General features: G+C 35.6%; 16 protein-coding genes and 1 pseudogene. 2 read left to right on the top strand and 15 right to left on the bottom strand.

The window, feature by feature from the left end:
- Positions 1-14: 14 nt before the first annotated feature.
- The 6 genes and pseudogenes from larC to uxaC form a co-directional block, all read right to left on the bottom strand.
- Positions 15-1,361, bottom strand: a pseudogene (gene larC, locus ACH6EI_RS07300) (nickel pincer cofactor biosynthesis protein LarC).
- 25 nt (positions 1,362-1,386) lie between these two features.
- On the bottom strand, positions 1,387-2,157 hold the full coding sequence (gene larB, locus ACH6EI_RS07295; protein ID WP_099331182.1) for a nickel pincer cofactor biosynthesis protein LarB: 771 nt from the start codon (positions 2,155-2,157) through the stop codon (positions 1,387-1,389).
- Positions 2,158-2,203: 46 nt separating this feature from the next.
- Positions 2,204-3,013 carry an ATP-dependent sacrificial sulfur transferase LarE gene (gene larE, locus ACH6EI_RS07290; protein ID WP_099331183.1) on the bottom strand — a complete coding sequence of 270 codons (810 nt, stop codon included), beginning with the start codon at positions 3,011-3,013 and terminating at the stop codon, positions 2,204-2,206.
- A gap of 30 nt (positions 3,014-3,043) precedes the next feature.
- Positions 3,044-3,814 (bottom strand): SDR family oxidoreductase, encoded by a 771-nt coding sequence (locus tag ACH6EI_RS07285; protein ID WP_099331184.1) that lies wholly within the window; start codon positions 3,812-3,814, stop codon positions 3,044-3,046.
- Positions 3,798-5,096 carry a nickel pincer cofactor-dependent isomerase, group 22 gene (locus tag ACH6EI_RS07280; RefSeq protein ID WP_397377038.1) on the bottom strand — a complete coding sequence of 433 codons (1,299 nt, stop codon included), beginning with the start codon at positions 5,094-5,096 and terminating at the stop codon, positions 3,798-3,800. Before ACH6EI_RS07280 ends, ACH6EI_RS07285 begins: the two co-directional genes overlap by 17 nt.
- A gap of 70 nt (positions 5,097-5,166) precedes the next feature.
- The gene (uxaC, locus tag ACH6EI_RS07275) at positions 5,167-6,570 is read right to left on the bottom strand and encodes a glucuronate isomerase (protein ID WP_099331186.1); all 1,404 of its coding nucleotides are present in this window, start codon (positions 6,568-6,570) and stop codon (positions 5,167-5,169) included.
- A 235-nt stretch (positions 6,571-6,805) separates the two neighbouring features.
- On the opposite strand from uxaC, the gene ACH6EI_RS07270 reads away from it, so the two are divergent.
- Positions 6,806-7,993, top strand: a complete 1,188-nt coding sequence (locus tag ACH6EI_RS07270) for an ROK family protein (RefSeq protein ID WP_014459076.1) — start codon at positions 6,806-6,808, stop codon at positions 7,991-7,993.
- A 489-nt stretch (positions 7,994-8,482) separates the two neighbouring features.
- Here ACH6EI_RS07270 and ACH6EI_RS07265 read toward each other — a convergent pair whose 3' ends face one another.
- The 8 genes from ACH6EI_RS07265 to ACH6EI_RS07230 all read right to left on the bottom strand — a co-directional run bounded on the left by ACH6EI_RS07265 (position 8,483) and on the right by ACH6EI_RS07230 (position 12,847).
- Positions 8,483-8,692: a hypothetical protein gene (locus ACH6EI_RS07265; protein ID WP_098999190.1), complete on the bottom strand. Its 210-nt coding sequence runs from the start codon at positions 8,690-8,692 to the stop codon at positions 8,483-8,485.
- A gap of 104 nt (positions 8,693-8,796) precedes the next feature.
- Entirely contained in the window at positions 8,797-8,982 is a 186-nt protein-coding gene (locus tag ACH6EI_RS07260) for a hypothetical protein (RefSeq protein ID WP_047750373.1), read from the bottom strand.
- Positions 8,983-9,148: 166 nt separating this feature from the next.
- Positions 9,149-9,454 (bottom strand): hypothetical protein, encoded by a 306-nt coding sequence (locus ACH6EI_RS07255; protein WP_098113683.1) that lies wholly within the window; start codon positions 9,452-9,454, stop codon positions 9,149-9,151.
- Between the two features lie 240 nt (positions 9,455-9,694).
- Positions 9,695-10,348 carry an ABC-2 transporter permease gene (locus ACH6EI_RS07250; RefSeq protein WP_098999189.1) on the bottom strand — a complete coding sequence of 218 codons (654 nt, stop codon included), beginning with the start codon at positions 10,346-10,348 and terminating at the stop codon, positions 9,695-9,697.
- On the bottom strand, positions 10,349-11,200 hold the full coding sequence (locus ACH6EI_RS07245; protein ID WP_098999188.1) for an ABC transporter ATP-binding protein: 852 nt from the start codon (positions 11,198-11,200) through the stop codon (positions 10,349-10,351).
- 275 nt (positions 11,201-11,475) lie between these two features.
- A complete protein-coding gene (locus ACH6EI_RS07240) occupies positions 11,476-11,715 on the bottom strand; it encodes a hypothetical protein (protein ID WP_034268427.1) in 240 nt (79 codons plus the stop codon).
- A gap of 55 nt (positions 11,716-11,770) precedes the next feature.
- Entirely contained in the window at positions 11,771-12,535 is a 765-nt protein-coding gene (yidC, locus tag ACH6EI_RS07235; RefSeq protein ID WP_098999187.1) for a membrane protein insertase YidC, read from the bottom strand.
- Positions 12,536-12,847 (bottom strand): hypothetical protein, encoded by a 312-nt coding sequence (locus ACH6EI_RS07230; protein WP_098999186.1) that lies wholly within the window; start codon positions 12,845-12,847, stop codon positions 12,536-12,538.
- A gap of 291 nt (positions 12,848-13,138) precedes the next feature.
- Here ACH6EI_RS07230 and ACH6EI_RS07225 point away from each other — a divergent pair, with 291 nt between their 5' ends.
- A complete protein-coding gene (locus ACH6EI_RS07225) occupies positions 13,139-13,414 on the top strand; it encodes a DUF4190 domain-containing protein (RefSeq protein ID WP_098999185.1) in 276 nt (91 codons plus the stop codon).
- 787 nt (positions 13,415-14,201) lie between these two features.
- Here the strand turns inward: ACH6EI_RS07225 and ACH6EI_RS07220 are convergent.
- Entirely contained in the window at positions 14,202-15,491 is a 1,290-nt protein-coding gene (locus ACH6EI_RS07220) for an FtsW/RodA/SpoVE family cell cycle protein (protein WP_099331187.1), read from the bottom strand.
- Positions 15,492-15,495 lie beyond the last annotated feature (4 nt).

The following is a 15,495-nucleotide window of genomic DNA, read 5'->3' as shown; positions in this document are numbered from 1 at the left end:
ACAAACTTAAAGCATCAATTTTCTCTTTTCTTCAACTCTTGCCATACTTGTTCATATACTTTTTTTAAAGGAACGCTGTAAGTCTCAGCAATGAACTTACAATCTTCAAATTCTGGTGCCCTTTGTACAACTTCACCTTTCATAAGTCCGGTTTTTACTGTAACGCTTCCCCATTCGGTTTCTACTTTATGGAATTCTCGTTCCAGCCGATGAACCGACAATGGATAATAGCGAATTCCCAAAGTTGTTGTTTCCTGAAATAAAATCTCCTTTATTTTATCTACATACGCTTCTGCACAAAGCAGCTGAAGCAAAACCCCCGGCCTATTTTTTTTCATATAAATAGGCGTGTAAAAGACGTCGTTGGCTCCGGACTCTAAAAGCAAGTCCATAATATATCCCAGTAATTCGCCAGAAATATCGTCAAGATTCACTTCCATTTTTATCATTTTACGATCGATGTGCTCCAAGTTAGGAGGAATGTGTGAAGACAAAATAGTCTCTCCTTTCTTTTAGTTCTTGTTTACTTTGAGATATGATACTTCAGACTTTCAATTTTCCTCACCAATCATTACTCGGAGCACATTAGGATGTTTTTCAAAATCTTTTGTTCCTGCTCCATACCCTACTGATTGTACTGTCATGGAAGGGACTGTACAGAATTCTTCTGAAAGCACTGATATAATAGCTGCACCTGTAGGCGTGGTTAACTCGCTTTTTATATTGCTTTGCTGAAGAGGAACACCTTTTAATATTTCTAAAGTAGCAGGTGCAGGGATTGGATAAATCCCATGATCAATATGTACTTTACCAGCACCTACACAAACAGGTGATGATTTTATTTTTTGAATTTCTAGTTTGTTTATTAAAATAGAAGCTCCTACAATATCTATAATTGAGTCTACAGCTCCGACTTCGTGAAAGTGTACTTTTTCTAACGAAATACCGTGAATAAGACCTTCAGCTTCCCCAATTTTTCTAAAAATGTTTAACGAAGTTTCCTTCACTTTTTGAGATAATTGACTTCCGTCGATTAGCTTTACAATATCTTGGTAAGCACGATGACTATGGTGATGGCTGTGTTCGTGATGATCGCTATGCTCATGCTTGTGATGATGGTCGCTATGCTCATGTTCGTGATTGTGGTCGACATCTTCATGTTTATGATTATGTTGATGTCCATCATCATACTTGTGATCAGCTATTTCCGATAGTTCTACATCAAACTTCGTACTAGAGATTCCATTTTTCACAACTTTTCTCCAGCTCAATTTATACTCTTCAGAAATATTTAGTTTTTGAAGCTCCTCTTCTAAAAGAGTTGGATCTCCTCCAGCATCAATAAGTGCACCAATGAACATATCACCACTAATGCCTGAAAAGCAGTCAAGATAAAGCGTTCTCATCATGTTTAGCTCCTTTTTGAATTAATCGGTGAATCAAAGCAGCGTTGTAAGCAGCGCCGAACCCATTATCAATATTAACTACGCTAATTCCGGAAGAACATGAATTTAGCATAGTTAATAAAGCTGATAATCCGTTAAAATTTGCTCCATAACCAATGCTAGTAGGTACAGCAATGACCGGATGGGAAACCAATCCACCAACAACGCTTGGAAGAGCTCCTTCCATACCAGCTACTACCACTGTCACAGTAGCATTTTGAATCTCTTCAATATTATTTAAGAGTCGATGAATACCAGCTACTCCTACATCATAAATACGGCGAACTTTACACCCGAGTATTTCTGCAGTTACTGCAGCTTCTTCTGCCACAGGCAAGTCAGAGGTTCCTGCACAAACAATGGCAATATATCCTTCAAAAAAAGAATCCTGATCCGAGTCCTTCCAAAAGAGAATTTTTGCTACTTCGTTATATGCAAAACTTGGACATGCTTCAAGCACTTGATTTGCTTTTTCTTTTGATATTCGCGTCACAAGCACCGACTTATCTTTCAGTTGAAGCGCTTTAACAATAGAAATGATTTGTTCCGCTGTTTTCCCTTCACCAAATACCACTTCTGAAAAACCTTGACGTTTTTTTCGATGATAATCTACCTTAGCAAACCCTAGATCCTCATATGTAGCTAACTCTTTTTCAGCATCTGCCACAGTTAGTTTTCCTTGCTGAACTTGTTTCAAAATTTCTTTTATCATTGTTCGTCACACACCTTAGATTGTTTATTCAATGAAGTTAGTTCCTCTACTCCACTTTTGATAAAACTTGATTCATACTACCACTTTGATAACCAGTTAAATCTAATGTAATATATTTATAGCCTAGCTCCTTCAATTTCATAGTAATGATGCTGTTCCTTTCCATAATAAAGGTCATATCCCGAGGTTCCACTTCAATTCTAGCAATCTCTTTATGGGTTCGAACTCTCACTTGACTAACACCTAGTTCTTTTAAGTAGGCTTCTGCTTTTTCTACTTTGGTTAATTTTTCTTTCGTAATATACTCCCCGTAAGCAATTCTAGAAGATAAGCAAGCAAATGAAGGCTTATTCCAAGTTTGTAACCCCAATTGCTGAGATAACTCTCTAATTTCTTTTTTAAACAAATTAGCCTCTAGTAAAGGCCCTCGTATTCCTTTTTCCTTTGCAGCCTTCATGCCAGGTCGGTGTTCATTCATATCATCTGCTATAGCACCATATACAATCGTTTTAAATTGATATTCTTCAATAATTGGCTTCAGATGATCAAATAAGCTACTTTTACAAAAATAACATCTATTTTTATTGTTTTCCGAATATCCTGGAATAGCTAATTCTGATGTCTCAATGATCTGATGCCTTACCCCAATTTGCCTTGCTAGCACCTTGGCTTCTTCTAGTTCACTTGATGGATAGGTCTCCGAATCTGCAGTTACTGCAATCACATTTTCATTTCCTAATGTTTCAACAGCCACTTTTAATAAGAAAGTGCTATCTACTCCTCCGGAGAAAGCTACAACAACTGATTCCATATCTCGAAGAATAGAAGTTAAAATCTCGTATTTTTTGCCCAACATGTTCTTATCCTCCCGTCTTTGACAATGCTTTTAAATTGTCATGCTTCCAAATCCACCATCCACCCGTATTAGGGTTCCTGTTACAAAACTAGAAGCTTCTTCAGAAGAAAGCCAAACAGCTGCTCCTTGTAATTCTTCTGGCTTACCAAATCGCTTCATAGGTGTATGTCCCATAATTGACTCTATCCTCTCTGAACTTAGTAATTTTTTATTTTGTTCTGCTGGAAAAAAACCAGGAATAATTGCGTTGACCCGAATACCGTTCGGAGCTAATTCTCTAGCTAAAAATTGCGTTACGCTATTAAGACCGGCTTTTGACACAGAATACGTAAATACTTTAGATAACGGAGTAGTGGAAGAAACAGAAGAAATGTTAATAATACTGCCTTTTCTTTTTTGTTCAATCATTTTTTTAGCAAAAATTTGACACGTAAGTACAATCCCTCTTAGATTGACATCCATAATGTCATCCCATTCGTCCATATCTAACTCAAAAAAAGGAGTTCCACTATTTTTACCAGGAGCGTTAAGAAGAATATCCCACCCTCCTGACCATTTCTCGATAGCACTAGCTACTTCAATTAAAGATCCACGATCACTGACATCAGCTTGAAAAGCTTTTGCTTTTCCTCCATTACGTTCTATTTCCTTTACTACATCTTCTGCTTTTTCTAGATTACGTCCTACAATAGCAACTGTTGCTCCATGATTAGCTAGTCCTATCGCTATAGATGAACCTAAAACACTATTTCCACCAATTACGACTGCAGTTTTTTTAGTTAAATCAAATAATTGTTTCATTTCTGTCCTCCACTCTCAAAAAATTTCCTTCTTTATTAAATGATATAGAATACAGCTCTGAACTTTGTTGCATATGAGGGTGAGAATGGATATGATTTAGCAATGCCTCAGAAACCTCAATTTCACTTAGCTCTAACGTATTTTTAATTCGCACCATCTTTACTTTAGTAAAGTCTAATATATTACTCGTTTTAATAGCTGCCTGAATGGCTTGGCGATCATTAGGTAACGTAGTAGGTATTTTTGTAGGCGCCACAACTGTTGAAGTTAAGCCATTGGCGTACATAAATTCTAGGTTTGCTTTATCTACTAATCTTTGAGTTGTAAAGTCTGCAGTTCCGACTCCATTTGCATTTCCTTCTGTTTGAGGAGTCAAGTCCAAAACAACCATCTTATTAACAGCCGGTCCGCCGTGAGCATATGGAGTTGGGTAGCGTCCTGTGACATTAGGATCCATTCCATCCCCACTAATATTTTTACCAATTTCATCAATAACCAGCACGTCTAGCTCATCAAAGTACAGTTTCGGTAAAAGCTGTTTAGCTATAATTTGTAGATTCGTCTCTTTATCCTCAATTTGTTCAGACGGCAATACTTCTATTACAGCTACTTTATCAAATGAGTTTTCAATACTAGCAATGCCAAATAGAACAGGAAGTTCTTGCATAATAACTTTAGCCATTGCAGGAACGTTTTCAGCCATATATTTAAATCCTAGCTGATGGCAAGCTTCGGCCCCTTTTTGTTTTCCTAAACCAATGCTAATCATTTTCATGAGACCACTTTCCACCGGACCGCGAAAAGCTGTATGTGGTTTTATTCGATTTACAACGATAATTCCATCAGCTTTTGAAGCATGCTTATCTACAAAAACAGGTAATCCATTGGACAATCGTCCAATTTCCATTACCTCCATTGAAGAACGAATCTCACATTGTACACTCTCTTCGGTTATTCCAAGATGGCGTAAAACTTCTTGCTGGCCTGCAGCAGTTGCTCCGCCATGACTACCCATGCTTGGAACAATAAAAGGATTAGCTCCAAGTCCTTTTAAGAATTGTACTGTGGTAGCTGTCATTTCGACTATTTGATCAAGCCCTCTACTACCTACTGCAATGGCAATTTCCATTCCAGGTGTTATTCTTCTTTTTATGTTTTCTTGATTTAATTTTTCCGTTAATACATGTTGAACGTCATGAATTCTTGTATCATCAAATGCCACTTGTACCTTAGCCATTTTAGGAATAGGAATATCTTTTAATAAATCTTGCAAAATACCCATCTTTTTCTCTCCTTTCTTTTAATCTGTAACATTAGAATTATCCGTAATAAGAAAAAGAACTTTATTCATGTTAACGTTGTAAAAAGTATCTCTCTGCATTGTAATAAGAAATATTTTCAATCAGCGCTTGCAGAACTGTAGAATCATTGGGAACCTTTCCTTGCTCTACCCATTCGCCAATTAAGTTGCATAGTATTCTACGAAAATAATCATGTCTTTCATAGGAGAGAAAGCTGCGAGAGTCTGTCAACATACCGATAAAATGACTGAGTAACCCAACGTTAGCAAAATCTTTCATTTGTCTCTCCATTCCATCAATATGGTCGTTAAACCACCAAGCTGTGCCAAACTGAATTTTTCCAGGAATACCCTCTTCATAAAAGTTTCCCATCATCGAGGCAAGTACAGAATTGTCTTTAGGATTTAAATTAAATAATATGACTCTCGGCAGCGCATTTTCTTGATCAAGCGTATTAAGAAGTTTTGATAAGCCTTGTGCAATATCTGCTTCTCCAATCGAATCAAACCCTGCATCCGTCCCTAAAAGGTTTTTCATTTTTGTGTTGTTGTTTCGCATGGCTCCAATATGTAGTTGCATTACCCACTGTTTGCGAGCATACATTTTTCCTAATTCTTTTAAAAGAAACGATCGGTACTTAATCAACTCATCTTGTGAAAGAAGTTCGTCATTCATACGTCTCGTAAAAATTCTTTCAGCTTCTGCTAGAGTTACCTCTTGGTATTTCATGTAAGGAATATCATGATCTGCTGCCCTTCCTCCATTATCATGAAAATAATCAACTCGCTGTTTAAGCGCTTTTATTAAAGATGCCAAAGATGTTACTTGTTTTTGAGCTACGTCTTCAAGGTTCTTGATCCACTCCTGGAAAGTTGGACGTTCAATAAACATTGCTCCATCAGGACGAAAGGTTGGAACAACTTTTGTTTCAAACGTAGAATTTTGCTTTAGCAATTGATGATATTTAAGAGTAGAGGTCGGATCATCCGTAGTCCCTATAAATCTTACATTAGATTTCTTAATTAGCGATTGAGGTGTAAACTCGGCACTTTGCAGTTTTTCGTTGCATTCGTTCCAAATTTCAAGTGCCGTATCTTGGCTAAGCCTTTCATTAATACCAAAAAAGTTCTTTAATTCCATGTGAGTCCAGTGATACAGCGGATTTCCAATTAAAGTGGGAACCGTCTCTGCCCAAGCAAAAAATTTTTCCCAGTCACTAGCTTCTCCCGTAATGAAATGCTCAGCTATACCATTCATTCTCATTGTTCGCCACTTGTAATGATCCCCTGCTAACCACAGCTGAGTAAGATTTTTATATTGTTTATTTTCTAAAATCTCTTTTGGGTCTAAATGGCAGTGAAAATCAAAAATTGGCATTTCTTTAGCAATGTATTTATATAACTCAACAGCTGTAGGTGTGTATAGTAAGAAATCGTCTGCTAAAAACTCTTTCATGTTATTTTCCTCCTAAGGAAACAAAATTGACTTTATGGCTAAAAGGATATGTAAACACTTTCATTTTCTGTTATAATTAATTTGTTCGTTCACTAAACTAATTAATTATAGAAATAATTTAGCATGTATACAAAATTCAGTCAATTAAATATTTTAAATTTTACAATTAATATTTTTCCACACGAAGATGCTATAATAAAAAAACAATGTCAACGAAAATTTGGAGGATATATTTATGCCTAACGGTGATGCAGCTTATATCAAAAAATTAAATCGATCTTTAATTATTAGCAAAATTGTAGAGGCAGGAATGATTTCACGAGCTGAATTGTCTAAGGTTACAGCATTAACAAAAGCTACTATTTCAGCACAAGTTGCAAATCTACTTGAAGAAGATATTATTATTGAGACACAGCAAGACTATTCAAACGTTGGAAGAAAGCCTATAATGTTATCTTTGAACGAAACGGCAGGATATGCACTAGGAATTGATCTAGATTATGGTCAAATCTCATTTACTCTTTCTAATCTTCTTGGACATCCAGTTTCTTCAGATAAAGTCAAAATACACGATACAAATTACTCAAATATATTTAATATATTAGTAAAAAAAATTAATGACTATAAAGATAAATGTCTTATGTCTAGATACGGCCTGATTGGTATAGCTATTTCGATACATGGTCTCGTTACCACTGATGAAATTATTCACTACATCCCTAGGTTGCAGTGGCATAATATTGCTTTAAAAGAGGACTTAGAAGCAGCAGTAAAGGTGAATGTTTCTCTTGAAAACAATGCAAATTTGCTAGCTTTTGCTGAACGAGCTTATACACATCATAAATCTGATAACTTAGTATGTATAACGCTTCGTTCAGGTATAGGTCTTGGAATCTTAATAAACAACAAATTATCTAAAGGGCATGATGGCTATGCAGGAGAAATTGGTCATATGATTGTTCAACCAAATGGAGAGCTTTGTGCCTGTGGAAACAAAGGATGCTGGGAGAAATACGCATCTGAGTCAAGCTTTTTAAAGAACCTTTCCCAAAGGAAACAAGCACCTAATATGTCTTTTAAGCAAATCGAAGAAGAGCTTAGTAGAAAAGATATTGAAACTCATCAAGAAATGGAGAATTTTATTCATTACCTTTCAATTGGTTTGAATAATGTCATTAATATCTACAATCCTGAAGTTTTAATTATCGATAGTGAATTACTTTCTCGATATCCAGATTCTATACAAAAAATTAAGAGTAACCTTTCTTCCTCTATAAGTCACTACCGTGAATTATTACTCTCCTCAACTGGAAAAAAGGCATATGAATTGGGTGCATGCGCATTAGTAATTAAGCATTTCCTTGAAATTACAATGCCAAACTTGGTATATTCCGAGCTAACAGAAAGCTCCCTTTTAAAATAAGTACTTAAAATAAGTACCATCTACATTTCAGCTTATATAGTAAGAGTAATTAAAGATAAATGTTTTTACCTTCGAAAAAAGAAATAAAAGATTAATTAAGACTTTCAACCTTTCTAAGAAAGAAAGTAAAATGATCGTAGTATGAGCTTAAACTAAAACCGGAGCTACCTTACCTAGACAGCGATTAAGAATTGCCTCCTACTTGCTAGGAGGCAATTCTTTTATTTCTATATCTTAATCACCATAATAATACTTTAAAAAGTTTAAAATGGATAACAGGATAATCAAAATAACCAAAACTCCCCCTATTAATATCCTTCGTCCTTCTTTTGGAGATGTCTTTTGTTTTTTATGGGCATACAAAACCAGTTTTCGAAAGGAAATGTGAAGTAAAATAACGAAGGCAAACAAACCAATCTTCACAAGAATAAACAAATTATCACATCCATTTCAACAAACTAAAGATCTAAGAGACATTCGGCAAACAACTCAGCTATGAAACTTTTTATTTTCTTTGTTCTTTTGATACTCTACAAAAAAGGATACTGGAACTGCTCCAATACCTATACCAATCGAAATAAACAGCGACTGGTTCAGCTGAAGACTCGGATTTGCCGCTGCCTTACTATAAATGATAAAACACACAAAGCTTAAAAAGCCTATAGCTAAAGGAATAAGCGCGTGCTTGTACCATTTCATTGTATTAGCCTCCCCTCTTTTTCACCCCGCCTAGCTTGATAGTCGCAGCATACGATTTATTTGTCAGCAATTAAGAGATGCACCGATTAATAGCACAATCCTGTTTAGGTAAAATGACTTCCCGCTATAGCGCTGGCTAAAAGAACGATTACGGCTAGCCCTCTTATCATATAGGTTTGGCTTTCACTCAAAGGTTTCCCCTTTCTTTCACTCATAACAGGGTAAAAATAAAAAAGGTAAAAAGATAAAAGAAAACCCATACCCGCTGTCACAGCTATGATCATTTCCAAATTATCACATCTCCTTTTTCTTCCTTTTCCTTCTTTTCTTCTTGTTAAACAAGTTTAGCCAAATAGTCAGCGGCGCCTCCCTAGAACATACGAGTCCTCTTGAAATCATACAAAAATAAAAAAGGCAGGATTTCTCCTGCCTTTTTGCATATGTAATTCCTCTTCACTATGTCAACTCAGCGCTTTTAGCGAGCATAAAAGCAGAGATACTAAACAAAACAATCAATAAAGAAGCGGCATGTAACAGTAAAAAAAGAAATTTTTGGCCGCCTTTAATGAAGCACGAATAAATCATTCCTAGGATTGTTACTAAGATTAAAAGTGCTGCTGCTATTTTAATTACTATAGCAAAGAAAGCTCCTGCAAATACAATTGACGGAATAAAACACGCTACAATAATTATGTACAAAATCAGTGTAGCAATAAAAGCGTTTTTTGATACGTTTGAAGCACGTTTAAACAAATTCCCCATATAATCTCCTTTCCCATTTTAAAACTGCATCTTTTACTATAATACATGTGTCTAGAGGACACAATTAACTTTTGTGAAAACCTTAATAAGTTAAGCTTGATCACCAATAATATCAGCTATATTTTTGAGATCTTGTTTGCTTAGTTTATCAAATGTTCTAGCTGTTTTTTTGTTTGAATTATTTGATGATAAATAACCTTAAAGAACGCTTTGTAGTATTTACTTCAAAATCAATTCATACTAAAATTCTCTCTTCCGGTAGATAAACAGCGCAATAAAGTAAGAAGCAATATACATTACCATCCCCAAAAGAGTATATAAGATAGGAACATGCAAAGAAGAAGCGATCGGTAAGCTGGATGCTGCTAATATTTCAACTATATACCCAACAACTCCTTGTAAAGCAATCGCAACGAAAAGGCCGCCCATTCCACCTCCAAGTACTATTCCGTCAGATTTCTCTGCCCCGAATACATAAAGAAGCGGATAAGCAATTGCACCGGCGAAAAGTACGATAAATGTACCAAACGAAACGATATTTACTATATTCTCTACTGCACGCTTGGAAATAAGCGAATACATTGAGAAAACACCATAAGATAGGATGGTTCCGCTGACGACAATTAAAAAGTAAAAAATATAGTGACTTTGCACCACATTTTTCCGGCTAATTGGAAGGGTAAGCACGTATTTGTCATAGCCGGTTTTGCTTTCTAGTTTGATCACTTCAAGCGCTGGCATTGCCATTAATAAAATAATTAACATCGCTATAATACGATAAAATGAAGGATCAGCAAAATAAAAGATGACTGCAGAAATAACTATGGCGAGCGCTGTGTAAGTCAAAAAGCTTCGGTGAATGAGGTAATAGTTCGTTAACAATAGACCTTTCATTTATCGTTCACTCCTTGTTAAAAGCACGCTTAGTTCTTCCATCGACATCGGTTCAGTTACAGTTCCTTCTGGCAGCTGATGCTTATCTGATACGAGTACACGGGCAGACGTATCATACGTTCTTTTTGCCACTACTACATCTTCAGGAAGTACATTCAGCTGTTCTTCCTTCATAACGGCAATTGCGTACTCCTCAAACACTTTCTCTTTTTCTTCATTTAATAAAATTTCACCGTTTTTAATCACAACAAGATGGCTCGCGATTTTTTCGACGTCGCTCATAATGTGAGATGAAAGCAGTATTCCGCTGTTCCCATCGCTGACAAAAGCTTTTAATTCATCTAATATCTGCTCTCTAGACGAAGGATCCAATCCTCCTGTCGCTTCATCTAACAGCAATAGTTTAGCACCGTGAGACAGCGCTACCGCTAGAGATAATTTCATCGACATGCCGCGTGAAAACGTATGTATTTTTTTATCTTCTGGCAATGAAAAAGAATGAATCAACCGGTGAAAATCAGCTTCTTCCCAAGATTTAAATAGTTTCTTAAAAACGTTGTTTAACTGTTTTATCGTTAAAGAAACCGGCAGATTAATCGCATCAAACACGACTCCAATGTCTTCTTTAATCGTCGCATCTTTATTTAAATTGTCTTCACCAAATATTTCGACCGTACCGCTATCTCTTGAAATCAGTCCTAGTACCGCCTTAAACGTCGTCGATTTCCCTGCTCCGTTATCACCAATAAATCCTACAATCGATCCAGGAGGTACATGAAATGAAACATCTTTTAAAACCTCATTTTGGCCAAACGATTTTGCCATGTTTCTAACTTCTAAAAGATTTGTCATTTGCTCACTTCACTTTCTCTATTAGTAGTTAGTGTAATCTAATCGCTATGATGATTCGTAATATCACCTTTTTTTTACAAAAATGAATATTCACTACCAATTATAGCTAGTAAACTACAAAAAGTCGATGACAACCTAAAGCTTTATTACTCCTTCGTTTGTTTTTTATAATCGTAATATGTATGACAACATCTGCCTGTACTATTCTTATCCTATCCACTTATCAAAAGCGCAAATAAAAAAAGGATCTCCTATAAAAGATCCTTTTTTCTTCACTATAATTGATGACCCTGCTTTTTTTCTTTTTCACTTAATACGTAGTCTGTTATAAAACCAAGAATAAGTCCAACGGCTACCGGTATTAAACCGCCTTTTGCTTCCATTTGAAAATTTTCCGGTTCATTTACATAAATCCACTGAACTGAAAGCAACGAAATATGAAAGGTATTTCCGATAAAAAATAAAAGTGCTATGGTGCCAATTGTTACGCCGAATGAAATGATGTATTTCTTCACTGTACCCCTCCTTTCATTAAAAGGCTGCTCCAAGCAAAGCAACCTTTTAATTTCTTTATTTTGCTTCAAGCACTGCCTTTTCTCGAAAAACCTTTTTTAATACAAGAGATTGAAAGATCATAAACAAACTGCCCGTCATCCAATACAAGACGAGACCTGACGGTGAAAATAGCCCAAATGAAAGCACCATGACAGGCGAAAGAATTTGAGCTACCAGTGCGTGGGATGAATTCATTCCTTCTGCTCCTGTTTGCATGACTCTTGTCTGCAAATACGTAGCTAATGCCGCAGCGATTGGAAGGATAAAATGCGGATCCGCATGTCCTAAGTCAAGCCACAAAAAAGATGATGCGCTAATTTCATCTATTCGTCTAATCGCGTAGTACACAATTGAAAAGACCGGAAGCTGGACCAGTAAAGGAAGGCAGCCCATAAGAGGATTGGCTCCATTTTCTTTAAGCAGTTCCATCATTTCACGCTGATATTGCTGCTGACTCTCAGGATCTTTATTTTTGTACTTCTCTTTTAGCTGTTGAAGCTGAGGCTGTATACGTTTATTGCTCAGCTGATTTTTATATTGAAGAATGTTTAAAGGAGCCAACAGCATACGTACGCCAACCGTCACAAGCATAATCGAAAAACCAACGCTTTGATGAAGCCACGTATTTCCTATAAACAAAATGAGCAGTGAAAAAGGATAAATAAAATAGTGATCCAAAAAGTGAGTGTGCGAACTTTGAATCACGTTTGCTGAATCACAGCCGGCAAGTAGAAAAACGGAAACAGCAATAAAGAAAAGCTTCTTTTTATGTTTTAACATTTATATTCCTCCAGTATTTTTTAAGTTAAACGAAAAAAATACTGGCGAATGCGGACCTTCATCATCTTGTTCACCTATTGCCTCTTGTCTGTGAACAGAATGTATAAATTTAAATTTATGATACACACAGTATATGAGATTCTGAGCGCGTAACAGATTTACGTTTTGTATGAGATACATGTCTTTTTGCTGCAGGCAAACATGCTTATGTAGCGTTTGAAAGGTAGCTAGTTTAATAGCCGCATGTACAAAAAAGGCCGTCATAATCGCAAATGACACATACAGAAAAGCATCCGGTATAAACAATTCCATTTATTCACATCCTTATGGATTATTGTATCATATTTTCCTTAATTTAGGTTAAATGTTTTATAACGCAGAATCTGCTATCTCAGTAAATATACTCTACAGAGTCGATTTCCTTATAGGAACGTCAAAGAATAAGTTTCTTTTTGTACATATCATCTTACCTTTAATAAAACGACGCATAGAAAATATACAGAGACACATATAATTCTAAAAATTTCTACTTTTATTAGTAAAAAGGATATTATTCCTTTTTATGGTATAATCAAAAAATATAATTCATAGGGAGTGAATTCATTGGAAACTAATACAAAACCTCAAGTAAACACCAACTCTATTGTTTCTCTAACTCTAGGTATCGTATCTATTTTCATTCCAATCATTGGGTTTATTACAGGGATTATTGGAATTATCTTCTACAAAAAAGCATCTAATCAAATAGCTGCTACGAATCAAAGCGGTAAAGGACTCGCGATTGCCGGGCTGATCTGCAGTATAGTAGGCGTGATTTCTCAGCTGTTCTTCGTATTAGGAATTATTACGTTTGTATTTGCAGGAACGACAATGGAATAAAAACGTAGTTTATATAGAATTATTCACATTTCTATGTAAAACAATAAAAGCTTGATTTTCAAACAGTTGAAAATCAAGCTCCTAAAATGTAAACGTTACTTATTTAATCATCGTTACTACACTTACGCGAAATTGCAAAGGAGAATACAAAATTAAATCTATCGTTGAATCCAGAATAAAAGAAATCATAATTGTTCTACTTACTTTACTGGTAGTCATCTCTGTGTTGATTAACTGTTCTAGCTATTTTAATAGTACAGAGATAAAAACGTTCACTTCAAAATGTTATGATAACGGCGGAAAAGCGATAGTAGAAATACATAATCCAATTACCAATGACTATTCTTTTGAATGTAAATAACTGAGTTAAAAAACAGCTGGTCACTGAACAAGCTTACCTAGAAGAGGGCTAACGATTTAGCCCTCTTCTATACGTTAAAGTATAGACGTATTCAGTCAACAATAAAGGAGTTCTTTATGAAACATGTCATATTAGGCATCTGCGTATTCGTATATGCCGTACTATTAGACTATCTAAAATATAACTATGGTCTTAACCTTATAGGAAAGGTGCTAATTCTGTCTGTTTTAACTGGTGTTACGTATAAAATTATCGAGAAAATATATGAAAACCGAGAAACTACCTCAAAGAATTAAAGAACCTATAACGACTCTAGATATAAAACAAACGCTGACAATTGGATGTCAGCGTTTGTTTTACTTGTTTTTATGAAGTGAATTATTTGCTCATAAAAGCAACAGATCTTAAAGTCTCACGATCTATACTCTATTGCTGATTACCATGTAAGGTGTTTGTAACCATTAAATCCTTACGTCTATAAATACTCAACACAATTCCAATTAAGAAAGCATTTAACAAGATCGGCATCAATCCGTAGCTAATAAACGGTAAAGACATATTTGTCATAGGAAAGAATCCGGCAATCATTCCTACGTTCCCAACTAGCTGTACAGTATAGACCATTACAACTCCTGCTAGTAAAAGCTTGCTGTACGTATCGTTTAGATTTCGGGCAATAAATATAATTCTCAGAGCAACTAAACAAAGAACCACAATAAGAATTGCTGCAAATAACCATCCGTAATAATACGTAAAACTTAAGAAGACGAAGTTAGTATGAGCCTCAGGGATAAATTGATCCGCAAATGAATGCTTGCCAAACCACCCTGCACCCACAAATAGATGATGTATTTCTAAGAGTCCAAATTTGGATGTTAAATATTCAGCATTATAGGGATTTAAAAATGAAAGAACCCTATACTTCTGATAATAGGCAACGGTCATCCATCCAATTATGCCCCAAGCAGCGACTAACGCAAAGCTAGTTCCTAGGACAATGGCTATTTTCTTTTTATTTAGCTTACTCCACCAGATCATCGTAAAGGTCATGGCTACATATATAAAGAGCATTGTAAGGCTGAATTGTAGAAAGAAATACGATGATAGAATAAACAAAAGAATAAATTTCCATATTTTAAAGCGATCGCTTTGAAAGAACCCTGCCCATGCCATAAGAAAAAAAGGAATGGCCATTAAACCTTCCATTTTTAAAGGCCCTAATTTAAAAACAGCTTGACCGTCTACGACGGTGTTAAAATGCCTTGTGAGGAACAATAAGAGTGCAGTACCTAATAAATAGAACAACCATCCTTTATTGGCCATCTTTCTATAGTCTATAAACATCATGCCAAGAGCTAAAACCCCACCTAAAACTACAAAGATAGCCTTATACATAGAAAAATGATTATGATTCATATACCCTTGGGACAGCAGTGGCAGAAACCCTAAAAGAAGAGCAGCTACAAATAAAATTAAGGTCATCCAGTCTACTTTCGGTCGATGAATACGGTTAAGGTTTTGACCAATACTGATGGGATTTCCCATTTGAGTAACGGCCTTTTCTTCTGCTTGGTCTTCGCTTATCCCTTTTTGCAGCCAATAGCTTTTCACTTCGTTTAAATGATGATGCAATTCTGCCGAAACAAATGCCCTGGCTTCTTTTGATTTAATTTGCGATCGCACTTGTTCTAAAAATGAATTTCTTTGTTCACCCATATAC

The organism is Priestia sp. JSM ZJ58 (assembly GCF_044383985.1).
GTDB lineage: Bacteria > Bacillota > Bacilli > Bacillales > Bacillaceae_H > Priestia > Priestia zanthoxyli.
This window is presented reverse-complemented; position numbering and strand designations above follow the sequence as displayed.

Coding starts and splice junctions, on each gene's coding strand:
- larB (WP_099331182.1), bottom strand. CDS start 2,157: ATGATAAAAGAAATTTTGAAACAAGTTCAGCAAGGAAAACTAACTGTG.
- larE (WP_099331183.1), bottom strand. CDS start 3,013: ATGTTGGGCAAAAAATACGAGATTTTAACTTCTATTCTTCGAGATATG.
- ACH6EI_RS07285 (WP_099331184.1), bottom strand. CDS start 3,814: ATGAAACAATTATTTGATTTAACTAAAAAAACTGCAGTCGTAATTGGT.
- ACH6EI_RS07280 (WP_397377038.1), bottom strand. CDS start 5,096: ATGGGTATTTTGCAAGATTTATTAAAAGATATTCCTATTCCTAAAATG.
- uxaC (WP_099331186.1), bottom strand. CDS start 6,570: ATGAAAGAGTTTTTAGCAGACGATTTCTTACTATACACACCTACAGCT.
- ACH6EI_RS07270 (WP_014459076.1), top strand. CDS start 6,806: ATGCCTAACGGTGATGCAGCTTATATCAAAAAATTAAATCGATCTTTA.
- ACH6EI_RS07265 (WP_098999190.1), bottom strand. CDS start 8,692: ATGAAATGGTACAAGCACGCGCTTATTCCTTTAGCTATAGGCTTTTTA.
- ACH6EI_RS07255 (WP_098113683.1), bottom strand. CDS start 9,454: ATGGGGAATTTGTTTAAACGTGCTTCAAACGTATCAAAAAACGCTTTT.
- ACH6EI_RS07250 (WP_098999189.1), bottom strand. CDS start 10,348: ATGAAAGGTCTATTGTTAACGAACTATTACCTCATTCACCGAAGCTTT.
- ACH6EI_RS07245 (WP_098999188.1), bottom strand. CDS start 11,200: ATGACAAATCTTTTAGAAGTTAGAAACATGGCAAAATCGTTTGGCCAA.
- yidC (WP_098999187.1), bottom strand. CDS start 12,535: ATGTTAAAACATAAAAAGAAGCTTTTCTTTATTGCTGTTTCCGTTTTT.
- ACH6EI_RS07230 (WP_098999186.1), bottom strand. CDS start 12,847: ATGGAATTGTTTATACCGGATGCTTTTCTGTATGTGTCATTTGCGATT.
- ACH6EI_RS07220 (WP_099331187.1), bottom strand. CDS start 15,491: ATGGGTGAACAAAGAAATTCATTTTTAGAACAAGTGCGATCGCAAATT.